At 69.0% G+C, this 20902-nt stretch carries 23 protein-coding genes; 6 read left to right on the forward strand and 17 right to left on the reverse strand.

Features of this window, described 5'->3' with window-relative positions; translation table 11 throughout:
• Positions 1 to 36 precede the first annotated feature (36 nt).
• The 5 genes from QM634_RS02525 to sdhC form a co-directional block, all read right to left on the reverse strand.
• A complete protein-coding gene (locus tag QM634_RS02525) occupies positions 37 to 444 on the reverse strand; it encodes a hypothetical protein (protein WP_415041198.1) in 408 nt (135 codons plus the stop codon).
• Positions 445 to 561: 117 nt separating this feature from the next.
• The gene (locus QM634_RS02530) at positions 562 to 1347 is read right to left on the reverse strand and encodes a succinate dehydrogenase iron-sulfur subunit (RefSeq protein WP_415041199.1); all 786 of its coding nucleotides are present in this window, start codon (positions 1345 to 1347) and stop codon (positions 562 to 564) included.
• Entirely contained in the window at positions 1347 to 3101 is a 1755-nt protein-coding gene (gene sdhA, locus QM634_RS02535; RefSeq protein WP_415041200.1) for a succinate dehydrogenase flavoprotein subunit, read from the reverse strand. Before sdhA ends, QM634_RS02530 begins: the two co-directional genes overlap by 1 nt.
• 33 nt (positions 3102 to 3134) lie before the next feature.
• Positions 3135 to 3581: a succinate dehydrogenase hydrophobic membrane anchor subunit gene (locus QM634_RS02540; protein WP_415041201.1), complete on the reverse strand. Its 447-nt coding sequence runs from the start codon at positions 3579 to 3581 to the stop codon at positions 3135 to 3137.
• A gap of 12 nt (positions 3582 to 3593) precedes the next feature.
• Positions 3594 to 4001: a succinate dehydrogenase, cytochrome b556 subunit gene (gene sdhC, locus QM634_RS02545; RefSeq protein ID WP_415041202.1), complete on the reverse strand. Its 408-nt coding sequence runs from the start codon at positions 3999 to 4001 to the stop codon at positions 3594 to 3596.
• Between the two features lie 260 nt (positions 4002 to 4261).
• Between sdhC and QM634_RS02550 the strand changes: the two genes are divergently transcribed.
• Positions 4262 to 5404 (forward strand): adenosine deaminase, encoded by a 1143-nt coding sequence (locus QM634_RS02550; protein ID WP_415041203.1) that lies wholly within the window; start codon positions 4262 to 4264, stop codon positions 5402 to 5404.
• Here QM634_RS02550 and QM634_RS02555 read toward each other — a convergent pair.
• Positions 5401 to 6702, reverse strand: a complete 1302-nt coding sequence (locus QM634_RS02555) for a primosomal protein (protein WP_415041204.1) — start codon at positions 6700 to 6702, stop codon at positions 5401 to 5403. The two genes, QM634_RS02550 and QM634_RS02555, sit on opposite strands and share 4 nt — an antisense overlap.
• Before the next feature lie 69 nt (positions 6703 to 6771).
• On the opposite strand from QM634_RS02555, the gene QM634_RS02560 reads away from it, so the two are divergent.
• Together QM634_RS02560 and QM634_RS02565 are read left to right on the forward strand one after the other, a co-directional pair.
• Positions 6772 to 7977, forward strand: a complete 1206-nt coding sequence (locus QM634_RS02560; protein WP_415041205.1) for an AI-2E family transporter — start codon at positions 6772 to 6774, stop codon at positions 7975 to 7977.
• A 94-nt stretch (positions 7978 to 8071) separates the two neighbouring features.
• Positions 8072 to 8545, forward strand: a complete 474-nt coding sequence (locus tag QM634_RS02565) for a DUF3761 domain-containing protein (protein ID WP_415041206.1) — start codon at positions 8072 to 8074, stop codon at positions 8543 to 8545.
• Positions 8546 to 8554: 9 nt separating this feature from the next.
• Here the strand turns inward: QM634_RS02565 and QM634_RS02570 are convergent, their stop codons facing one another.
• The 5 genes from QM634_RS02570 to QM634_RS02590 are packed head-to-tail and all read right to left on the reverse strand — an operon-like array spanning position 8555 to position 12823.
• Positions 8555 to 9505 carry a C40 family peptidase gene (locus QM634_RS02570; RefSeq protein ID WP_415041207.1) on the reverse strand — a complete coding sequence of 317 codons (951 nt, stop codon included), beginning with the start codon at positions 9503 to 9505 and terminating at the stop codon, positions 8555 to 8557.
• On the reverse strand, positions 9502 to 9807 hold the full coding sequence (locus QM634_RS02575) for a type VII secretion target (RefSeq protein WP_415041208.1): 306 nt from the start codon (positions 9805 to 9807) through the stop codon (positions 9502 to 9504). The genes QM634_RS02570 and QM634_RS02575 overlap by 4 nt, the downstream gene beginning before the upstream one ends.
• Positions 9808 to 9843: 36 nt before the next feature.
• The gene (locus QM634_RS02580) at positions 9844 to 10497 is read right to left on the reverse strand and encodes a hypothetical protein (RefSeq protein WP_415041209.1); all 654 of its coding nucleotides are present in this window, start codon (positions 10495 to 10497) and stop codon (positions 9844 to 9846) included.
• 9 nt (positions 10498 to 10506) lie between these two features.
• Complete coding sequence (locus QM634_RS02585; protein ID WP_415041210.1) at positions 10507 to 12015, reverse strand: phospho-sugar mutase; 1509 nt, start codon at positions 12013 to 12015, stop codon at positions 10507 to 10509.
• A complete protein-coding gene (locus QM634_RS02590; protein ID WP_415041211.1) occupies positions 12005 to 12823 on the reverse strand; it encodes a purine-nucleoside phosphorylase in 819 nt (272 codons plus the stop codon). The genes QM634_RS02585 and QM634_RS02590 overlap by 11 nt, the downstream gene beginning before the upstream one ends.
• A 98-nt stretch (positions 12824 to 12921) precedes the next feature.
• Here QM634_RS02590 and QM634_RS02595 point away from each other — a divergent pair, with 98 nt between their 5' ends.
• Positions 12922 to 13629, forward strand: coding sequence for an enoyl-CoA hydratase/isomerase family protein (locus QM634_RS02595; RefSeq protein ID WP_415041212.1), 708 nt, complete (start codon positions 12922 to 12924; stop codon positions 13627 to 13629).
• Between the two features lie 7 nt (positions 13630 to 13636).
• Here QM634_RS02595 and QM634_RS02600 read toward each other — a convergent pair whose 3' ends face one another.
• On the reverse strand, positions 13637 to 14122 hold the full coding sequence (locus QM634_RS02600; protein WP_415041213.1) for a gamma-glutamylcyclotransferase: 486 nt from the start codon (positions 14120 to 14122) through the stop codon (positions 13637 to 13639).
• Between the two features lie 194 nt (positions 14123 to 14316).
• Between QM634_RS02600 and QM634_RS02605 the strand changes: the two genes are divergently transcribed.
• Positions 14317 to 15720 (forward strand): NAD(P)H-quinone dehydrogenase, encoded by a 1404-nt coding sequence (locus tag QM634_RS02605; RefSeq protein WP_415041214.1) that lies wholly within the window; start codon positions 14317 to 14319, stop codon positions 15718 to 15720.
• Here the strand turns inward: QM634_RS02605 and QM634_RS02610 are convergent, their stop codons facing one another.
• The 4 genes from QM634_RS02610 to QM634_RS02625 all read right to left on the reverse strand — a co-directional run bounded on the left by QM634_RS02610 (position 15721) and on the right by QM634_RS02625 (position 17733).
• Complete coding sequence (locus tag QM634_RS02610; RefSeq protein ID WP_415041215.1) at positions 15721 to 16236, reverse strand: glycine cleavage system protein R; 516 nt, start codon at positions 16234 to 16236, stop codon at positions 15721 to 15723. It lies immediately after the preceding gene.
• Between the two features lie 22 nt (positions 16237 to 16258).
• The gene (locus QM634_RS02615) at positions 16259 to 16753 is read right to left on the reverse strand and encodes an SRPBCC family protein (protein WP_415041216.1); all 495 of its coding nucleotides are present in this window, start codon (positions 16751 to 16753) and stop codon (positions 16259 to 16261) included.
• A 4-nt stretch (positions 16754 to 16757) separates the two neighbouring features.
• Positions 16758 to 17102 carry an ArsR/SmtB family transcription factor gene (locus QM634_RS02620; protein ID WP_415041231.1) on the reverse strand — a complete coding sequence of 115 codons (345 nt, stop codon included), beginning with the start codon at positions 17100 to 17102 and terminating at the stop codon, positions 16758 to 16760.
• Between the two features lie 64 nt (positions 17103 to 17166).
• A complete protein-coding gene (locus QM634_RS02625; RefSeq protein ID WP_415041217.1) occupies positions 17167 to 17733 on the reverse strand; it encodes a DUF3558 family protein in 567 nt (188 codons plus the stop codon).
• Positions 17734 to 18194: 461 nt separating this feature from the next.
• Here QM634_RS02625 and QM634_RS02630 point away from each other — a divergent pair, with 461 nt between their 5' ends.
• Positions 18195 to 19388 carry a hypothetical protein gene (locus QM634_RS02630; RefSeq protein ID WP_415041218.1) on the forward strand — a complete coding sequence of 398 codons (1194 nt, stop codon included), beginning with the start codon at positions 18195 to 18197 and terminating at the stop codon, positions 19386 to 19388.
• 3 nt (positions 19389 to 19391) lie between these two features.
• Here QM634_RS02630 and glpK read toward each other — a convergent pair whose 3' ends face one another.
• Positions 19392 to 20900 carry a glycerol kinase GlpK gene (gene glpK, locus QM634_RS02635; protein ID WP_415041219.1) on the reverse strand — a complete coding sequence of 503 codons (1509 nt, stop codon included), beginning with the start codon at positions 20898 to 20900 and terminating at the stop codon, positions 19392 to 19394.
• Positions 20901 to 20902 lie beyond the last annotated feature (2 nt).

Consider the following 20902-nt stretch of genomic DNA (forward strand, 5'->3'; position numbering starts at 1 on the left):
ACCTGGCAAGTCGCTGGTGCCGTCGGGGCCTCGTGGTCAGGGGGCGCATGTGACCCGCGCACCCCGTCGGACGACGGTCCGAACGTCGCGCACCGCGTCGTTGACGGTCACGACGCACCGCGCGAATCCGCCTCTGCTCACGAGGGTGGCGGTGAGGCGCTGGCGGGGCGCCCGGGACGTGTAGACCAGCGTCGAGGTCCACAATCCCGCGCCGGTGACCGGTTGGACGAGCACGGTCCGATCCTGCGTGCGCGGACGGTCGAGGGAGTCGAACCAGGAGGTCGGCCCGTTGTCGCGGACGTCGGAGACGAAGGTGATGGCGATGCGATCGCCCTGGTGCACGGGCGCCGGGGGAGCGGAGGCCGGGGGAGCCGGTGCCGCGACGGCGGGCGCGCCGCCGGTGAAGAGGGACAGCAGGAACAGGATGCGGATCAGATGTGTCATGTCCCTTAGACGCACCGGGCGTCGGGACGGATCCCTCGGGTGAGCGGAGACGACAATGCACGAACCCCGTCGAGAAGGAGAATCGACGGGGTTCGCGGAACGGGCTGGTGCCGGGGGTCAGCGCGAGAACATCAGCGCGCGCTTGACCTCCTGGATGGCCTGGGTGACCTGGATGCCGCGCGGGCAGGCATCGGTGCAGTTGAACGTGGTGCGGCAGCGCCAGACACCGTCGACGTCGTTGAGGATGTCCAGGCGCTCGACGGCGCCCTCGTCGCGGCTGTCGAAGATGAAGCGGTGCGCGTTCACGATCGCGGCCGGGCCGTAGTAGGAGCCCTCGTTCCAGAACACCGGGCAACTCGTGGTGCAGCACGCACACAGGATGCACTTGGTGGTGTCGTCGAAACGCGCCCGGTCGGTGACCGACTGGATGCGCTCCTTGGTGGGCTCGTTGCCGCTGGTGATCAGGAACGGCTTCACGGCGCGGTAGGCGTCGAAGAAGGGCTCCATGTCGACGACGAGGTCCTTCTCCACCGGCAGGCCCTTGATCGGCTCGACGGTGATGGTCAGCTCCTTGGACGCGTCCTTGGGCAGCAGGTCCTTCATCAGGAGCTTGCAGGCCAGCCGGTTCACGCCGTTGATGCGCATCGCGTCCGAGCCGCACACGCCGTGCGCGCAGCTGCGGCGGAAGGTCAGGGTGCCGTCGAGGTAGCCCTTCACGTACAGCAGCAGGTTGAGCAGGCGGTCGGTCGGCAGCGCCGGGACGCGGAACGTCTCGAAGCCGGCGGCGTCGGGGTCCTCGGGGTTGAACCGATAGATCTTCAGGTTCACCATCCGCGCCTCGGGCGGGACCGGGGGCAGCGGCGGATCGCCTGCGGTGGTGGGTTCTTCGACGGTTGCGGTCATCAGTACTTGCGCTCCATCGGCTCGTAGCGGGTCTGGACCACGGGCTTGTAGTCCAGTTCGATGTCGGACAGCAGGCCATCGCCCTTCTTGTACGCCATCGTGTGCTTCATGAAGTTCGCGTCGTCGCGGTTGGGGAAGTCCTCGCGGGCGTGACCGCCGCGCGACTCCTTGCGGTTGAGCGCACCGACGACGGTGACCTCGGCCATCTCCAGCAGGAAGCCCAGCTCGACGGCCTCGAGCAGGTCGCTGTTGAAGCGCTTGCCCTTGTCGTGGACGCGGATGTGGTTGTACCGCTCCTTGAGGGCGCGGACGTCCTCGAGCGCCTGGGTGAGCGTCTCCTCGGTGCGGAACACCGACGCGTTGTTGTCCATCGTCTGCTGCAGCTCGGTGCGGATGTCGGCCACCCGCTCGTTGCCGTGCTCGGACAGCACGCCGGCCAGCCACTCGTCGACCATCTCGGTCGGGTTCTCCGGCATGTCGGTGAACTCGTGGCTGTTGGCGTAGTCGGCGGCGGCGATGCCGGCGCGACGGCCGAACACGTTGATGTCCAGCAGCGAGTTGGTGCCCAGGCGGTTGGCGCCGTGCACCGACACGCAGGCGCACTCGCCGGCGGCGTAGAGGCCGTGGACGACCTCTTCGTTGTTCGCCAGGACCTGGCCCTCGACGTTGGTCGGGATGCCGCCCATCACGTAGTGACAGGTCGGGTACACCGGCACGTACTCGGTGACCGGGTCGACGCCGAGGTAGGTGCGCGCGAACTCGGTGATGTCGGGGAGCTTCTCGTTGAGGACGTCCTCGCCGAGGTGGGTCACGTCGATGTAGACGTAGTCCTTGTTCGGCCCCGCGCCGCGACCCTCGAGCACCTCGAGGACCATCGAACGGGCGACGATGTCGCGGGGCGCGAGGTCCTTGATCGTCGGGGCGTAGCGCTCCATGAAGCGCTCGCCGTCGACGTTGCGCAGGATGCCGCCCTCACCGCGGACCGCCTCGGAGATGAGGATGCCCAGGCCGGCCAGGCCGGTCGGGTGGAACTGGTGGAACTCCATGTCCTCCAGGGGCAGGCCCTTGCGGAAGATGATGCCCATGCCGTCGCCGGTCAGGGTGTGCGCGTTCGACGTCGTCTTGTACATGCGACCGGAGCCGCCGGTCGCGAAGACGATCGACTTGGCGTGGAAGACGTGGATCTCGCCGGTGGCCAGTTCGTAGGCGACGACGCCGGTGGCGACCTTCTCGCCGTCCTCGTTCTCGGTGAGCGCCAGGTCGAGGGCGTAGTACTCGTTGTAGAACTCGACGTCGTGCTTGACGCAGTTCTGGTACAGGGTCTGCAGGATCATGTGACCGGTGCGGTCGGCGGCGTAACACGCGCGGCGGACCGGGCTCTTGCCGTGGTCGCGGGTGTGCCCGCCGAAACGGCGCTGGTCGATCTTGCCCTCGGGGGTGCGGTTGAAGGGCAGACCCATCTTCTCCAGGTCGATCACCGCGTCGATGGCCTCCTTGGCCATGATCTCGACGGCGTCCTGGTCAGCCAGGTAGTCACCGCCCTTGACGGTGTCGAAGGTGTGCCACTCCCAGTTGTCCTCTTCGACGTTGGCCAGCGCGGCGCACATGCCGCCCTGGGCCGCGCCGGTGTGGCTGCGGGTGGGGTAGAGCTTGGTGAGGACCGCGGTGCGGGCGCGCGGCGCCGCCTCGATGGCGGCCCGCATCCCGGCGCCGCCGGCGCCGACGATGACCACGTCGTAACGGTGTTCCTGCATGGGTGGTGCGTCTCCTTGTGACGGGGCCGTGGACTAGCTGCTGGTGTTGAAGGTGAGCAGCGCGTAGGTGCCGAGGATCAGGACGAGGGCCATCGACACGCCCAGCAGCAGGTTCAGCCAGAAGCGGGTCGAGTCCTTGCGCGCGTAGTCGGCGATCACGGTGCGCACACCGTTGCCGCCGTGCAGCTGGGCGAGCCAGAGCATCGTCAGGTCCCAGATCTGCCAGAACGGGCTCGACCAGCGCTCGCGCACGAAGTCGGAGTTGATGCGGTGCACGCCCTGGTCCCAGGTCAGCATGATCGCCATGTGGCCGATGACCAGGAAGACCAGCAGGATGCCGGAGAAGCGCATGAACAGCCATGCGTACTTCTCGAAGTTGCCGCCGCGGGGCTTGCGCGGCGAACGCGGGTTGTCCAGTGACGGCGGACGGTCGTGGGAGGTGAGGAGGGTCTTCGCGGGCTGCGGAGCGGCGGTGGTCATGGTGGCTACTCCTTAGTGGAACGCGTAGGTGAAGATGAGCTGGAGGCAGCGGATCGCCGCGGCGCCGAACACGAGCGCGAACAGGCCCAGCACGCCCCACAGCATCTGACGCTGGTAGCGCGGACCCTTCGACCAGAAGTCGATCAGGATGACCCGGACGCCGTTGAACGCGTGGAAGAGCACGCAGAAGACGAGGGCGATCTCCATGAGGCCGATGATCGGGGTCTTGTAGGTGTTGATCACCGCGTCGTACTCCTCGGTGCTGATCCGCATGACCGCGGTGTCGAGCACGTGCACGAAGAGGAAGAAGAAGATGGTGACACCGGTGATGCGGTGCAGGACCCATGCCCACATGCCCGGATCGCCTCGATAAATCGATCGCTTGCGCACCGGAGCGGGCGCCGTCGTTGGGGTGCTCATGGCGTAATTCGGCCTCCGAACGTGGTTTTCATGGGACCCAATAAGAACTGACTCTAAACCCTGGTCATGGGCCGGTAAAAACGACCCGAGGCGAATTCCGATCCAACCGATCGGAACTAAGGTTTGCCTTACCAATATGGATTCTGGTAATGGGCGGGAAATAGCGCGGTCACAGGGCATCCCCGACTGTTAGCCGGGTGTTTCGACGCGAAACCAAGTGTGCAGAATGTCTCACCCCGAATCTGTGTCACGCTTTACACATGAGCGCCGAATCCGCCTCGGTCACCCCCGCGCCGCCGGTTTCGCCCGGCGCGTTGCGACGCGCGCCGAAGGTCCTGCTGCACGACCATCTCGACGGGGGACTGCGCCCGGCGACGATCGTCGACCTGGCCCGCGAGTCCGGCTACGACGAGCTGCCCACCCAGGACCCCGAGCAGCTGGGCCGGTGGTTCGTCGACAACGCCAACGCGGGGTCGCTGGTCCGGTATCTGCGAACCTTCGGCCACACCGTCGCGGTCATGCAGACGGCGGCCGCGCTGCGCCGCGTCGCCCTCGAGTGCGTCGAGGACCTGGCCGCCGACGGCGTCGTGTACGCCGAGGTGCGGTTCGCCCCCGAGTTGCACCTCGAGCAGGGACTCACCCTCGACGAGGTCGTGGCCGCGGTGCTCGACGGATTCGCCGACGGGCAGCGGGCCGCCGCCGCGGCGGGGCGGCCGATCGTCGTCGGGTGTCTGGTGACCGCGATGCGGCACGCCGCGCGGTCGACCGAGATTGCGGAGCTGGCCGTGCGGCACCGCCGCTCGGGGGTGGTCGGCTTCGACATCGCCGGCGCCGAGGCCGGGAACCCGCCGACGCGACACCTGGACGCCTTCGACTACCTGCGCGCACAGTGCATGCGCTACACGATCCACGCCGGCGAGGCCTTCGGCCTGCCGTCGATCAAGGAGGCCATCGGCTACTGCGGCGCCGACCGGCTCGGCCACGGCGTGCGCGTCATCGACGACGTGGTGTTGCCGCCGGGCGCCGATCCGTCCGACGAGTCCTTCGTCGGGGCGAAACTGGGGGACATCGCGAACTACGTGCGCGACAAGCGCATCCCACTCGAACTCTGCCCGTCGTCGAACGTGCAGACCGGCGCCGTGGCCGATCTGGCATCGCACCCGTTCAACATCCTGGCGCGCCTGCGGTTCCGGGTCACGGTCAACACCGACAACCGGCTGATGGGCGATACGACGATGAGCCGCGAGTGCGGACTGCTGGCCGATCGGTTCGGCTACGGGTGGGCGGACTTCGAGCGCTTCACCGTCAACGCGATGAAGTCGGCCTTCATCCCGTTCGACCAGCGCATGACGTTGATCGACGGGGTGATCAAACCCGGCTACGCGGGGTTGACGGGCGCCTAGTTCTTGCGCTCGATCCGGTCTTCGAAGTCGTGGACCAGGGCGCGGAACGCCTCGGACTCGTTGTCGAACGGCGGGCTCGGCGCCAGGCGCTTGGGATCGGGGTTCGTCGCGTAGTCGACGAACCAGCCCAGCGGGGTCGTCGACGACAGGGCCTCGCCGACCGAGTCCTCACCGGCGTACTCGCCGGCGTCCAGCAGCAGCTCGACGGCCAGGTCCAGCTGCTCCCCGTCGATGCGGCGCGGGCCGTCGGCGATGTCCTCGGCCAGACCCGGGAGCACGTAGACGTTGTCCTCGTACACCTCGAACTCCAGCGAACCGTCGGTCGCGGCGGCGCGGACGTCGTCGAAGGTGGAGACCTTCGCCAGGTCGTGGTCGTCGTCCTCGGCGAGGTAGCGGGTGATCGCGCGTACCGACAGGAAGACGTAGATCGTCCCGTTCCGGCCCAGGAAGACTGGCTCGTCGTCGAGGTAGCAGCGCAGCGACAGGTATTCGCCGTCGGAGGTCGTGATCTGGATCGGGTCGATGCCGACGCCCACCCAGAAGTCCTCTTCGTCGATGTCGCCGTCGAGCAGCTCGCCGGCCTCGGTCTCCTCGTCGGAGCCGACCAGGCCCTTTGCCGAGCCCGTGGCGTCGTCCTCGTCGTCGCCGACCAGGTCCAGGTCGTCCTCGTCCGGCTCGCCGGAGTCCTCGGCCGACGCGGCGGCGGCCAGTTCGGCCTCGGCGGCCGCCACGGCGGCTTCGTCGACGTCAGGGGTGGTGACGAGGTCGTCGAGCGCGTCGATGACGTCGTCCCAGTTCTTGGCGATCAGGCGACCGATGCGGACCCACAGGTCCTGGCCGTCGCGACCGACGAAGTTGCGGGTACCGGCGGTGACGGCGCCCAGGATGGGGTTGCCGTTGAAGAACTTGGTGATGGTGTTCAGCTCGCAGACCTCACCGAGGATGCGGACGATCTCCAGCGAGTCCTCGAGGTCGGCGATGTTCTCCGGGGTGGGGTCCTCGGCGGCGAGCTCGGGCACGCCGACCAGGTCGTAGGTGTGCCGCTTGTCGGGCACCAGCTCATCACCCTGGAGCTCGACGACCGTCGGCCACGCAGGATGGTCGACGAGGTCGTGCTCCTCGTCGGTGCTGCGGATGTAGCCGACGAGGTGGGCGACGTCGTCGAAGCCGTACAGGTTCTCGCCGAGCCCGAGGAACGCCTCCCACTCCTCGTCGTCCTCGCGCCAGCGCGGGGCCCAAAGGGTGTAGGCGTTTCCGTCGGTGAGACCCAGCTCAATGGGGACGATGTCTCCGGCCATGGGGAAAGCCTAACGAAGGGGGCCCGCCTATACGGAACCTGGGCGGGCTTTGCCTCTTAGGATGGGGTGATGCTGGCCGAGTTCACGCCGAACGAGCGCAGGGCGCTCGGGATCATGACGGTGATCGCGCTGGCCGTCGCGGCCTATTTCCTGCGCCACTATCTGGTGCTGATGGGCGCCGCGGCGATCCTCGCCTACCTGTTCCAGCCGATCTACCGGCGGCTCGCCGCGCGGATGAACTCGGGCCTGGCGGCATTCCTCACCCTGCTGAGCGCCATCGCGATCGTCGGCATCCCGTTGAGCGGGATCATCACCATGGCCGGCGTGCAGATCGCCCAGATGGTGACGAGCATCCGCGACTGGCTGGGGAAGACTGATCTGAACGAGGTCGGCCAGCGGTTGCTGAAGTCGGCGAACCACTTCCTGGAGAAGGTGCCGATCGTCCACGTCGAGCCGCTGACGATGGACAAGGTGCGCGACGCGGTGTCCAACTTCGCCGAGGGCGCCGGGCGCTTCGCGCTGGGCTTCGCACGTGATTCGGCCGGCGGCATCGCCACGACGGTGACGATGGTGATCATCTTCCTGTACGTGTTCCTCGCGCTGCTCACCAACGCCTCGAAGGTCGTGAACCTGTTCAAGGATCTGAATCCGCTCGGGCCCGAGGTTTCCGACATCTACCTGGACAAGATCGGCTCGATGGTCACCGCGACGGTGCGCGGGCAGTTCGTCATCGCCTTCGCCCAGGGCCTGGCCGGCGCGATCTCGATCTACCTGGGCGGCATCCACCAGGGCTTCGCGATGTTCGTCATCTTCCTGACGGTCCTGTCGGTCATCCCGCTGGGCAGCGGCATCGTCACCATGCCGCTGGGCATCGGCATGGCGTTGACCGGCAACGTCGTGGGCGGTCTGTTCGTGTTCTTCTTCCACCTCATCGTCACGACCAACATCGACAACTTCCTGCGACCGGTCCTGGTGCCCCGCAACGCGCACCTGCATCCGGCGCTGATGCTGCTGTCGGTGTTCGCGGGCATGCAGATGTTCGGCTTCGCCGGGATCGTCTTCGGGCCGGTGTTGATGATCGTCATCGTGACGACCATCAACATGTACCGCTCGGTCTACAAGGGGGCGGCCTGGGTCGACGACTTCGAGTCCGCCGACGTCGACGATGCGCCGCCGCCCAACCTCTGGCGACGCCTCGCCGCTCGGTTGCGGTCGAAGGCGGGTGACTCGACGGGGGACTCGGGCTCCGCCGAGAAGGCCTCCGCGTCCGGCTAGACAGGAAACCCTACGGTCGGACTTCGCGGTCAAACCGGTGGAATCGGACGAACGGGCCTGGTCAGTGTGGGTCGGCGCGCCTAACCTCGGCGCTATGAAGATCACTGATTTGACCACCGCCGCCGTGGGCGCCGTCATCGCCGGCGGCCTCCTCCTGGGTGCCGGAGCCGCGCAAGCCGCCCCGTCCACCGCCCCCTCGCAGAAGCCGACTGCCCCGCACTCGCAGCAGCACAAGACCGCTCCGAAGAAGCAGGACAAGAAGAAGGACGCGAAGCCGGAGACCAAGAAGAAGTCGCCGGACGCCAAGAAGCAGGGCGACAAGAAGCCGCAGAGCAGCACCAAGCCGAGCACGCCCGCGAAGCCGAGCACCCCTGCCAAGCCGAGCACCCCTGCCAAGCCGAGCACGCCCGCGAAGCCGAGCACGCCCGCGAAGCCGCAGAACAACCAGAACAGCAAGACCCGTCCCAACGGCGCGACCGCGCAGTGCAAGGACGGCACCTGGTCGACCAGCCAGCACCACTCGGGCACCTGCTCGGAGCACGGCGGCGTCTCGACCTGGGTGCACTGACCCGATAGTTCAGCGGGGTCGGTAGAACCCCTGGAATCCCTGGCCGAGGTTGGTCGTGCGGATCGGGTTCACCTGGACGGGGTCCCCGGCTTCGACCATCTGGCCGTCGCCGACGATCATCGCCACGTGGCCGTCCCACACGGCGAGATCGCCGGGCTGGACCTGGGCGCGGCTGACCCGGAATCCGGCGTCGTCCTGGTTCTGCGCCAGCCGGGGCAGCTCCAGGCCAGCCCGGCGATAGGCCCACTGCGTCAGGCCGCTGCAGTCGAAGCCCTTGGGCGTCGTGCCGCCCCAGACATAGGGGACGCCCCGCTGGCTCAGTGCCGCGCGGACGGCCCGTGCCGCGCGGACGTTGGGTGCGTGCACGACCTTCCCGCTCGGCAGTTTGATCGCCAGGGACGCGTCGCGCGGGTCGGCGGCGGTTCCGCGCTTGCCCGGCGCCGGAACGGTCTTCGGTGCGTGGTGCTTGGACTGGGCGAGCAGGTTCGCCGCATCCGAGCGCAGTTCGTCCTGCGTCTTGGTCACCACCGCGATGCCGCGGGAGACGTGATCGAGTGCGACCGGCAGCAACGCCATCAGGCCCTCGACGCTGTACAGCGCCGGGCCCAGCGCATTCGCGGCGCGGGCGAAGGAGTCGAGGAGCCGCTGCAGATCGGCGGCGGCTCGCCCGACGCGCGCGCTGGCCGTCGTCACGACCGTTGCGGAGTTCGTGTTGGCCGCCGCCGACCGTCGGTGATCGCGGGCGGCCGATTGCGCCGCCGTCGCCGCGGCGCTCCCACCGCGACCGCTCCACGCCCCGGCCAGCGAGCCCGCACTGCGCACCGAGTCGGCGCCGGCCCTCGTCGAGACCGTCGCCGCACGGTCCAGGTTCGCGACCGGTCCGCCTGGCGGCAGGACCCCGGTGCCCAGCGTCGTCAGGAGCGCGCGCAGCGGGGCGACCAGCGCCTCGGCCCCGGTCACAACAGCACCCCTCGCGTGCGCCGGGCCGCCGACTCGTCGGTCGCGGAGTAGTCGTCGACGCCACTGCGCGTCGCGTCGGCGATCCCACCGTGGTGCGTGGCCAGTCCGTCGAGGTGGCGGCCGGCCTCGTCGAGCACGCGCGCCAGCACCGCGAGGAACTCGGTGCCGATCAGCCCGAACGTGGGCAGCAACCGGGCGAGGTCGCCGCGCAGCGACAGGGCGATGCCGACGACCTCGTGAGCGGTGGCGAGATGGTCGGCCGCGAAGCGGTCAGCGGTGGGTGCGTGCAGTGTGACGGTCATGTCGCATTGGACGCACCGCGGGCCCGATCGGTTCCCTCAGCCGCCCCACTTCTGCAGCCACGGCTCGACCACGGACTCGCTCGGAGTCTGGATCGTCAGCGACGACGGGCTCACGACATACGAGGTCCCGCCACTGCGAAACACGTAGGTAGAGCCGTTTTGCTCGGGCCAACTGACGTCCGGCGAGCGGTGTCCGCCGGCGTATCCGATGTAGTACAGGCCGCCGGTGGCGCCGGCGCGGCAGATGACCACCGACGACCGTTCCGTCCGCCCGATGAACACAGCCGGGTCGTCGACGTTGCAGCGCGCCGGGTTGCCGGTGAAGCCCTGCGAATCGGTACCCGCGACCGTGTCGGAGTCCTGCTGATCGGCGGGCGCGCTCGGCGTCACGGTCTCGGTGACCGTGGTGGTGCCGCCGGACTCGGGATTCGGGACCACGGAGGTGATGACCGTCGGCGCGGGCGCTGCGTTCTTGGACTTCGACTTCCCCCACAGGACCGCGCCGAGCGCCGCACCGAGGACGAGCAGGGCCCCGACGACGAGGCCGATGAGGACCATCGGCAGCGCGTTGGAACGCTGGGCCGGCGCATAGCCCGGCTGCGGGTACGGCTGATTCGGGTACTCCGGTCCGGGTGGGCTCGGGAACTGCGAGCCGTTGTTGTCCCAGCCCGACGGGTATTGCGACGTCATGCGCCGAGTCTAGGTGAGCAGGTCGTCGGCGGCGTGCTGTGCGCGCTCGAGCGTCGTCGCACGACGTTGTGCCGCCTCCGACGCCGAGCCGACGGATGTGACCACCTCGACGTAGGCCTTCACCTTGGGCTCGGTGCCCGACGGTCGGACGATCGCCCGGATCCGCTCACCGCCGCGTGCGCCGGTGAACTCGACGGCATCGGTGCGCAGCCCGTCCGTGCGCGCGGCGAAGTCACTCATCGTGCAGTCCAACCCCGCCAGGGTTCGACGCGGTGTCGAGCGCAGCCGCTTCATCAACGCGGCCGCCTCGTCGGGGTCGGGCAGACGCGTCGACGTGCCGACGGTGACGTGCAGGCCGTGGCGGACGGCGAGCCCGTCGAGCAGTGCCCCGATCGACGAGCCGCCGCGCCGCAGCTCGGCGACGACGCGGGCGACCAAGACCGCGGCGCTGATCCCGTCCTTGTCGCGGACCGCATCGGGGTCGACGCAGTGCCCGATCGCCTCCTCGTACGCATAGACCAGGGGTTCACCGGCGCGCGCCAACCATTTGAACCCGGTCAGCGTACGCACCGAGCGGGCGCCGGCGGCCTCGGCGACGTCGGCCGCGAGGGTGCCCGACACGATGCTGCTGGCGACGACCGATCCCGGTGCCGCCAACGCCTGGCAGAGCACCGCGCCGACCTCGTCGCCGGTCAGGCGGCGCCACCCGCCGTCGGCGGGGACGGCCACGGCGCAGCGGTCCGCGTCGGGATCGAGGGCGATCGCCACATCGGCGTCGACGTCGGCGGCCAGTCGCACCAGCAGGTCGGTGGCGCCGGGCTCCTCGGGGTTGGGGAAGGCGACGGTGGGGAAGTCCGGGTCCGGCGCGAACTGGGCGTCGACGACGTGCACGTCGTCGAACCCGGCGCAGGCCAGCGCGTCGAGCGCGAGCGGCCCGCCGACGCCGTGCATCGGGGTGAGCGCGATGCGCAGTGGGTAGGTGCACCGGGGGAATCGCGCCGACAGGCGCGCCAGATAGCGGTCGCGGCAGGTGTGCGCACGGTCGTCGGGTTGGACGGGTGAGCGGGGGATCGTTGACGGCGCGCGCGCCATCAGTGCCTCGATCTCCTCGTCGACGGGGCTCACGATCTGAGCGCCGGGAACGTCGGAGCCCGTTCCCGCATACAGCTTGTAGCCGTTGTCGCCGGCGGGGTTGTGCGAGGCGGTGATCTGGACGGCTGCGGCGGCGTCGAGGTCGCGGCACGCAAACGCGACCAGCGGGGTCGGAGAGGTGCCGGGCAGCGCGATGACGTCGAACCCCGCCGCCGCGAGCATCTCGGTCGTCGTCGTGAAGAACTCCGCCGAGCCGTGGCGGGCGTCGCACCCGACGGCGACCGGTGCGCCGGTCAGGCCCCGTCCGGACAGCCACTGCGCGACGGCCCACGTCGCACGGGAGACGAGCTCGACGTTCATGCCGCCCGGTCCGTCGCGGACCGGGCCGCGCAACCCGGCGGTGCCGAAGCGCAGCTCAGCCGGCATCGAGTTTTCCGACGATCCCCGCGAGCAGCGTGCCGATCATCGCGGCGGCGTCGCGGCCGGACTCGAGGACCTCCGCGTGGCTCAACGGCTGTCCGGTGATGCCGGCGGCGAGGTTGGTGACCAGTGAGAGGCCGAGGACGTCGAGGCCGGCGGCGCGGGCGGCGATCGTCTCGTGGACCGTCGACATCCCGACGAGGTCGGCGCCGAGGGTCGCCAGCATGCGGATCTCCGCGGGCGTCTCGTACTGGGGGCCGGGCAGCCCGGCGTAGACACCCTCGGCGAGTGGTCCGCGACCGAGACCGGCGTGGACCTCCTGGGCGGCCGCGCGCAGGGCGGGGGAGTAGGCGTCGACCATGTCGACGAAGTGCGCGCCGACCAGCGGCGAGCGTCCGGTGAGGTTGAGCTGGTCGCAGATCAGGACGGGTTGGCCGACGCGGTAGTCGCGGTTCACCCCGCCCGCGGCGTTGGTGAGGATGATCCGTGTGCAGCCGGCCGACGCGGCGGTGCGCACCGGGTGGACGACCTGCTCCAGAGGGTGCCCCTCATAGGCGTGCGTGCGCCCGGCGAGGATCAGGACGCGCTGCTCGCCGACGCGCGCCGAGGTGATCGTGCCGGCGTGCCCGGCCGCGCTCGGCTGGGCGAAACCGGGGACGTCGGAGGTCGTGAGGGTGGCGACGGGGGTGCCGAAGGCCGTCATCGCCTCCGACCAGCCGGAGCCCAGCACGACCGCGACGTCGTGGCGCGGCACACCGGTCTGCGCGGCGATGAAGTCGGCGGCTGCGGCGTCGGGGGCGGGGTCGTCGGCCATGGCTACACCGTAATCCAGCACTGTTTCGGCAATTCGGCGTCGATCGATGTGGCATTGCCGAAACCATGCGGGACTGCGCGGGTTGTAGAGTCCGTGCCATGCCGTATTTGCGCGAATCTGACGATGTGTACGAGCTCTACCTGGGCACCGAGGGCGTCGAGCTCGATGAGGCGAATCCGGAGAACCGGTTCGCTCTGACCTGGATGGACGAGGTGAACGCGGCGCTCGACCAGGTCGCCGAGGCCGGCGCGTCGGCGAAGAAGGGCTTGGTCATCACGGCCACCGGCAAGTTCTTCACCAACGGCCTGGACACCGACTACGTCTTCGCCAACGGCGACAAGCTGCCGGCCTATCTGGATTCGGTCCACGAGATCTACGCGAAGGTGCTCACGCTGCCGGTTGCGACCGTCGCCGCGGTCAACGGGCACGCTTTCGGTGCCGGCGCGATGCTCGCGCTGTGCGCCGACTACCGCCTCATGCGCACCGAGCGCGGGTACTGGTCGCTGCCGGAGGCGGCGCTGAACATGCCGTTCACGTCGGGGATGGCCGCGCTGCTGCGCACCCGGCTCAGCGACGCCACCGCCACCGAGGCGATGTTGACCTCGCAGCGCTACGGCGCCGATCGCGCCGTCGCCGCGGGCATCGCCGACGAGGGTGTGGCGGTCGAATCGCTCGTCGAGCGCGCCCGGGAGATCGCGGCTGCGCGGTCCGCCACCGCCGGAGCCAACCTCGCGACCATCAAGAAGGGGTTGCGCCAGCCGCTGCTGGAGACGCTGAACCGCAAGACCCCGCCGTCGCTCCTGTGACCGCTGCTTAGAGCTCGGTGTCCCCGCCGGGTCCGGGTCCGACGTTGCGGGACTCGTGCAGGCGCAGTGCCTGTACGTAGTCGGAAGGTGCGCCGGCCTTCTCGGCGGCGTCGGACATGACGCCGAGGTAGCGCGCGGACGGCAGGCCGCCCTCGAAGGCGTCGACGACGTAGAGCCAGGCGAGCGCGGATCCGCTGGTCGTCTCGATGCGCGCCCGCAGTTTGCGGTGCACCCCGAGCTCGGAACCCTCCCAGCGGTCGAGGTTCTGCACGTCCTCGTCGGGCACGTCGTAGAGGACGACGAACACGCGGGCGTCGGGGTTGTCGCGGTCCTCGACGACGGTGGCCAGCGACCCTTCCCAGCCGATGTCCTCGCCGGCGAAGGTGAGTCGCCAGCCGACGAGCCATCCGGTGGCCGACATCGGGGAGTGGGGTGCGCGCATCGCCATCTGCTCGGGATCCATATTCGATCCGTATGCGGCGTACAGCGCCACGGGCGTCTCCTCGGGGCTGATCGGCAACGGTTGTTCGGCGACGGGCGAGTCAAGCCTAGCGCCGGGGCCGGGGAATCGCGGCAGGGCATGCGACCCCGGTGTGGCGATGCGTCGCGAAGTGCGGCGGACTGGGACAGAATGGGGATCGTTCAACGCGTCGGGCAATCAGCCACCCCGGGCAGTCAGGAGTCGTAGTGACCAGGATCGTGATCATCGGCGGCGGGCCCGCGGGCTACGAGGCGGCGCTGGCCGCCGCTGCCTACGGATCCGAGACGACCATCGTCGACGCGGACGGCGTGGGCGGTGCGTGCGTGCTGTACGACTGCGTGCCGTCGAAGACGTTCATCGCGTCGACCGGCGTCCGCACCGATGCGCGCCGCGCGGGTGACCTGGGCATCGACATCCACTTCGACGACGCGGTGGTCAGCTTGCCCGAGATCCACAAGCGTGTGAAGGAGCTCGCCTTCGCCCAGTCCGCCGACATCAAGGCGCGTCTGCTCAGCGAGGGCGTCCGGCTGATCCACGGCGTGGGCGAGCTGGCTGACCCGGTGCCCGGCAGCGCGACGCACCAGGTGATGGCCAAGGGGAGCGACGGCAGTGAGGAACTCCTCGAGGCCGACGTGGTCCTGATCGCCACCGGCGCGCGCCCGAGGATCCTGCCCGACGCCCAGCCCGACGGCGAGCGGATCCTCACCTGGCGCCAGCTGTACGACCTGGAGGAGCTGCCGACGCACCTGGTCGTGGTCGGTTCGGGCGTCACCGGCGCCGAGTTCGTGCACGCCTACACGGAGCTGGGCGTGAAGGTGACGCTGGTGTCCAGCCGCGACCGGGTGCTGCCCGGACAGGACGAGGACGCGGCGCTGGTCCTCGAGGACGCGCTGGCCGAGCGCGGCGTCAAGCTGGTCAAGAACGCCCGCGCCGACAAGGCGACCCGTGACGGGGATTCGGTGACCGTGACCCTCGCCGACGGTCAGACGGTGACCGGGTCCCACGTGCTGATGACCGTCGGCTCGATCCCCAACACGTCCAAGTGCGGACTGGAGAAGGTCGGCATCAAGACCGACAAGGGCGGCTACATCGAGGTCGACCGCGTCTCGCGGACCTCGATCGCCGGCATTTACGCCGCGGGCGACTGCACCGGCCTGTTCCCCCTGGCCTCGGTGGCCGCCATGCAGGGTCGTATCGCGATGTACCACGCGCTCGGTGAAGGCGTCGCCCCGCTGAAACTGAAGACCGTCGCGTCGGCTATCTTCACCCGACCGGAGATCGCGACCGTCGGCGTCTCGCAGCAGGCGATCGATTCGGGTGAATACCCCGCGCGCAGCGTGATGCTGCCGTTGGCCACCAACGCGCGCGCCAAGATGAGCGGACTGCGCCGGGGCTTTGTGAAGATCTTCTGCCGCCCGGCGACCGGCGTGGTCATCGGCGGCGTGGTCGTCGCACCGAACGCCTCGGAGCTGATCCTGCCGATCGCCATCGCGGTGCAGAACAAGCTGACGGTCGGGGACCTGGCGCAGACCCTGTCGGTCTACCCGTCGCTGTCCGGATCGATCACCGAGGCGGCCCGCCAACTGGTCCGCCACGACGATCTGGACTGATCAGGCCGTCTCGTCGATACCCACGTCGACGAGGAGTTCGGCGGCCAGTCGTTCGAGCTCGCCGCGCACCGCGACGAGGTCGGTGCCCGATGGGACCGTGACGTCGAAGTTCGCCTCGAAGAGCATGCCGCCGGCCATCGGCGCCTCGCGGGTGTCGGTGGTGATGCTCTCGATGTTCAAGCCGTGCGAACCGAGCACGGTCGACAGTTCGCGGACGATGCCCGGACGGTCGTTGCCCAGCACTCCGATGGTCAGGTGTGTGGCCGTCTCGTCGCCGGACGAGGCGCCGGCCGAGTGGACCGACACCTCGAGGTCGTCGAGGGAGCGGGCGGCGGCGAGCAGGTCGTCGGACTGGTCGTCGGGAACGCCGACGGCGACGATGCCGGCGAACTTGCCCTCGAGTCGGGCGAGCTGACTGCGCTCCCAGTTCCCGCCGTGGGCGGCGACGACGTCGGCCAGGGTCGAGACGAGGCCGGGACGGTCGTCGCCGATGACGGTCAACACAAGATGCTTCACACGGCGAACGCTACCGCAGGGATCAGTCGTTCTTGAGCAGCTCGTCGATCTGGTTGATCGCGCCGGTCGCCCCTTCGACCATGCCCATCTCGAGCACCTTCTGCAGGTCGCCGGCGGTGGCGTAGACGCTGCGGTACTCCGCGCGGGTGCCGTCGCCGTCGGCGGTGAACCGGTAGACGTTCTTGGAGACCGGCAGGTCGAGGTTCGGCGTGAAGTCGTCGGCGTCGAGGGCGAAGCCGTCGTCGAAGTCGAAGGACGTCTTCTCGTCGACGGCGGTGATCTCCCAGAAGCCGGGGAACTTGTCGCCCTCCGGGCTGGTCATGAAGTAGTGCATCATGCCGCCGGGCCGCAGTTCATGGCGGACGAAGGTCGCGGGGTAGGTGGGCGGGCCCCACACCTGCTCGAGCTGACGCGGGTCGGCGTAGATCTGCCAGACGCGTTCGACGGGCGCGTCGAAGCGGGCCGTCATGGTGAGGGTGCAGTTCTCGGGGTCGGGGGTCACGTCGATGACGGGCATGGTCTCACTCCTGCTGATCGGTGTTGTTGTCGGCGGCGAGGAGGGCGTCGATGCGCGCGACGCGTCCCCGCCAAATCTGTTCCAGCTCGGCCAACAGGGCGCTGACCGAGCGGACCGCGGTGACTTCTCCCGACGCGAGGGCTTCTCGACCGTTGCGCCGCTTGGTGACCAGTCCCGCCTTCTCGAGGACCGCGACGTGCTTCTGCACGGCCGCGAAGCTCATGTCGTACTGCGCTGCGAGGGCACTCACCGAGTGCTCGCCGGCCAGGGCTCGTCGCAGGATGTCGCGACGGGTCCGATCGGCGAGTGCGTGGAAGAGTGCGTCGACCTCGTCGTCCGACAGGTCCAGGCGTTCCGCTGTGGTGGTCACGCTTCAAACATACAACCAAACGGTTGTATGTCAAGGTTGGTCGCTACTCGGGCATGCGGTCGATGGTCGCCTTGGTGAAAGCGATTGCCCGAGCACAGATCTCGGAGGTGGGTGGGGCGGGCACCCGGTTGTAGCTAGCGACGGTGCTCACACCTGCGCGCTGACTCTGGACGCGGGTTGCGCACGTCGATCGCCCTATTAGGTGAACCCCGACCGGCCGATCGCCTAGAACCTGGTCCTGTTGCCATTGAAATGCGCTGTTCATCTGCTTGTATGCAGAGAGGCTCGGGCTGTTTCCGACCGTTTGAGAGATGCCCCAAACTGAACCCAGATGCGAGTCATTCCAAGCGCATCCGCGTGCTGTCTGGTTGTCGACGACCGCTGCGTCATGCCGAGAATCTGGTGACCACCCTAGCGCCGTTAGAGACTCACGAGTCGGGCCGTCACATGGTTCATACGTGGTCCCGTCGTTCGCTGGGTTGAGTCTGTGAGCAAGCGATTCCGGGGCGTTGTGAGCTGGATCGGTGGCGTTCTGTCTACTGCAGCCCGGAGCGAGGAGAACTGTGACGGCGACGGCGAAGGCAACTCCAGTGGCTGCTCTATTTTCCAAATGTCTGGGCTCCTGCCTGGTCTTGACCTACTAGTGTGTGGCCACCGTTGTGACATGCAGTAGCGAGCGACGCAAGCCCGGATGCGTGCGAGGCAAGGGCTGGTTGCCAGTGATTGGAAATTGCATTGACGAGCTCTGAGTACAACGGCGGAGCTTCGGCGCAGCCGTTACCCATGTAGTTGTTGGCCAAGATTCGTCCTGCGATCTCACCGCACGCGTCTAGCTCCCCAGCCGCCCAGGTGGCAACCTTGGCGCGCTGAGCCCAGGCGTCTTTCTCGCAGCGGACGGTTGTGCAGGGTGGGCTCACCGGTACCTCGCTTCTGGCGCGACGAAGCGCCGTTGGAGAACATCCTCTCCATACTTGGACGCAGCCGAGGGCCGAACGGTTCCATCAATCGAGAAATCCGCGGGAACAAGCAATAGGCCGGGAACCGTCAGGTCTCGGCGTGCGTCTAAGGACTATGGCTCCCGGAGGACGCACGCCGTGGTCGGCGCTCGAGGTCGCGGCGATCGCGGACATGGTCGACACGATGGGGGCCGAGCAGGCCGCAGCGGACGTGGCCGCGCTGAAGGCGGCGATCCTGCGGGCCGTCGCCGCCGCCGACAAGGTCAGGTCGGTGTTCGCCGAGACGGCCGGCACGCTGAAGGGGGACGCGGCGTCGAAGGGGGAGGCTTCGGCGTCTGCGCTGGCCGATGCGGTGATCGACTCCGCGATCGCAGCCGACTCCGCTCGATCGAGCCTGCAGAACGTCGCGAGCACTCTGGCCGCGACGAAGGCGAAGGGGCCGTCGATCCGCGCCGCCGCGCAGGCGATCGCCAAGTCGTCCGCGAGCGCCGATTCCGCGGGTGCGGCCGACGAGATCCGCGCGGCGGTCGCGTCGGCGATGGACACGGCCTACAGCGACCCGATGCTCGCCGCCGGAAACACCGTCGTCCCCGACAGTCGGGACTTCGTCTCCTTCGGCGGCGGGGGAGGTGCCTCGCCGCCGGGTGCCTCGGCACCGGACTCTCCTCGTGCGCCGCTGTCCGACACCCCGTCCAGCAGCACTCTGCTGAGCGGCACCCCGGGCACGACCACACCGACGGCCGCCGCGCGCTCTGAGACTGTCGCTGCGCAGAACCCCGCCTCCACCACTCCGGCGTCGACGCCACATCCGGCGACAACACCGTCGACCGACAACGCGGCCAAGCAGAACGGCGGGCCCGGTGGTCCCTCCGGTCCACCGCCGGGCCCCCGGTCGCCGTCGCCGGTGGTGCCCCTGCCGAACCTTCCGGCTGCCGGCGCTCGCCCGACGGGCGGGATCGGCGGTCTGCCCACGGGAAGGCTCGGCGGCGCCGTGCCGCGACTCGGCGTCGGACCGACCGGTGCCTTGGCCGCGCCCCGGCTATCGGCGACCACGACCGCCGGCCCGGTCGGAGCGGGGACCCCGATGCGCTCGACTCCCGGCTCGGGGATGCGGGCCGGCGGCATGCCCCTGGTGCCCCGCTCGGGACGCTCCGATGACGACGAGGACCGACGCGCCGCCAATTACCTGCGCGTTCGGGAGAACGCCGAGGAGGTCGTCGGCGAGTTGCCGCTCGTCGGTCCGGCGGTCCTCGGCGAACCGGAGCCGCCGCCGCAGGAGCAGACCCCGGAAGGGGCGGCGAAGCAGTAGCGCTCAGGCCAGGTCGAGGCTGTGCTCGACGGCCCGATTCCACTCGGCGTAGAGCCGTGTGCGCTCTTCGTCGCCCATCTGCGGGGTCCACTCCTTGTCCTGCGCCCAATTGCGGTGGATGTCGTCGGCGCTGGCCCAGTACCCGACGGCGAGTCCGGCGGCATAGGCCGCGCCGAGGGCCGTGGTCTCGCTGACGACCGGCCGGATCACCGGCACGCCGAGGATGTCGGCCTGGAATTGCATCAGCAGATCGTTCACGACCATCCCACCGTCGACCTTCAGCGCGGTCAGGGTGACCCCGGAGTCGGCGGTCATGGCCTCGATGACCTCGCGGGTTTGATAGGCGCTGGCCTCCAGCGCGGCACGGACGAGGTGGCCGCGGTTGATGAACCGGGTAAGGCCGACGATCACGCCGCGGGCGTCGGGTCGCCAGCGTGGGGCGAACAGGCCGGAGAACGCGGGCACGATGTAGGCCCCGCCGTTGTCGTCGACGGTCTTGGCGATCTTCTCACTCTCGTCGGCCGAGCGGATCAGCCGGAGATTGTCTCGCAGCCACTGGATGAGGGAACCGGTGACCGCGATCGACCCCTCCAGTGCGTAGCAGGCCGGTGCACCGCCGATCTGGTAACAGACGGTTGTGAGCAGGCCGTGCTCGGAGAAGACCGGTTCGGTCCCGGTGTTGAGGAGCAGGAAGTTGCCGGTGCCGTAGGTGTTCTTCGCCTGACCCGGCGCCAGGCAGGCCTGCCCGAAGGTCGCGGCCTGCTGGTCGCCGAGGATGCCGGCCAGCGGCACCCCTTCGGGTGAGCCGGGGGCGGTCAGCGTGCCGTACACCTCGGAGCTGCTGCGGATCTCCGGGAGCATCGACATCGGAATGCCGAAGTCGGCGCAGATCTCCTCGTCCCACTGCAGGGTGCGCAGGTCCATGAGCATGGTGCGCGACGCGTTGGTGACGTCGGTGATGTGCAGCCCGCCCTTGGCGCCACCGGTCATGTTCCACGCCAGCCACGAGTCGATGGTGCCGAAGCACAGCTCGCCGGCCTCGGCGCGCTCGCGCAGACCGTCGACGTTCTCCAGCAGCCACACCAGCTTGGGTCCGGCGAAGTAGGTGGACAGGGGCAGGCCGGTCCGCTCGCGGTAGCGGTCGGGTCCGGCCTCGCCGCCGAGGCGCTCGCACAGGGCCGCCGTGCGGGTGTCCTGCCAGACGATCGCGTGGTGGACCGGCGCGCCGGTCTTCCGGTCCCACACGACGGTCGTCTCGCGCTGATTGGTGATGCCGCAGGCCATCACCTCGCTCGGCTTGATCTCCGCCGACGCCATCGCCGCGGCGGCCACGCGCCGGACGTTGCGCCAGATTTCGCTGGCGTCGTGCTCGACCCAACCGGGCCGCGGGAAGATCTGTTCGTGCTCGACCTGCTCGGAGCCGACCGGGCGACCGCGATGGTCGAAGAGGATGGCCCGAGACGAGGTAGTTCCCTGGTCGATGGACAGGACATATCCGCTGCTTCTCGCCACGC

The organism is Gordonia sp. (in: high G+C Gram-positive bacteria) (genome assembly GCF_047606305.1).
Taxonomy (GTDB): Bacteria; Actinomycetota; Actinomycetes; order Mycobacteriales; family Mycobacteriaceae; genus Gordonia.

Bases quoted from the DNA above. Each gene is read 5' to 3' on its own strand.
- QM634_RS02525 (WP_415041198.1), bottom strand. From the start codon at position 444: ATGACACATCTGATCCGCATCCTGTTCCTGCTGTCCCTCTTCACCGGC.
- QM634_RS02530 (WP_415041199.1), bottom strand. From the start codon at position 1,347: ATGACCGCAACCGTCGAAGAACCCACCACCGCAGGCGATCCGCCGCTG.
- sdhA (WP_415041200.1), bottom strand. From the start codon at position 3,101: ATGCAGGAACACCGTTACGACGTGGTCATCGTCGGCGCCGGCGGCGCC.
- QM634_RS02540 (WP_415041201.1), bottom strand. From the start codon at position 3,581: ATGACCACCGCCGCTCCGCAGCCCGCGAAGACCCTCCTCACCTCCCAC.
- sdhC (WP_415041202.1), bottom strand. From the start codon at position 4,001: ATGAGCACCCCAACGACGGCGCCCGCTCCGGTGCGCAAGCGATCGATT.
- QM634_RS02550 (WP_415041203.1), top strand. From the start codon at position 4,262: ATGAGCGCCGAATCCGCCTCGGTCACCCCCGCGCCGCCGGTTTCGCCC.
- QM634_RS02555 (WP_415041204.1), bottom strand. From the start codon at position 6,702: ATGGCCGGAGACATCGTCCCCATTGAGCTGGGTCTCACCGACGGAAAC.
- QM634_RS02560 (WP_415041205.1), top strand. From the start codon at position 6,772: ATGCTGGCCGAGTTCACGCCGAACGAGCGCAGGGCGCTCGGGATCATG.
- QM634_RS02565 (WP_415041206.1), top strand. From the start codon at position 8,072: ATGAAGATCACTGATTTGACCACCGCCGCCGTGGGCGCCGTCATCGCC.
- QM634_RS02575 (WP_415041208.1), bottom strand. From the start codon at position 9,807: ATGACCGTCACACTGCACGCACCCACCGCTGACCGCTTCGCGGCCGAC.
- QM634_RS02580 (WP_415041209.1), bottom strand. From the start codon at position 10,497: ATGACGTCGCAATACCCGTCGGGCTGGGACAACAACGGCTCGCAGTTC.
- QM634_RS02585 (WP_415041210.1), bottom strand. From the start codon at position 12,015: ATGCCGGCTGAGCTGCGCTTCGGCACCGCCGGGTTGCGCGGCCCGGTC.
- QM634_RS02590 (WP_415041211.1), bottom strand. From the start codon at position 12,823: ATGGCCGACGACCCCGCCCCCGACGCCGCAGCCGCCGACTTCATCGCC.
- QM634_RS02595 (WP_415041212.1), top strand. From the start codon at position 12,922: ATGCCGTATTTGCGCGAATCTGACGATGTGTACGAGCTCTACCTGGGC.
- QM634_RS02615 (WP_415041216.1), bottom strand. From the start codon at position 16,753: ATGCCCGTCATCGACGTGACCCCCGACCCCGAGAACTGCACCCTCACC.
- QM634_RS02630 (WP_415041218.1), top strand. From the start codon at position 18,195: ATGGCTCCCGGAGGACGCACGCCGTGGTCGGCGCTCGAGGTCGCGGCG.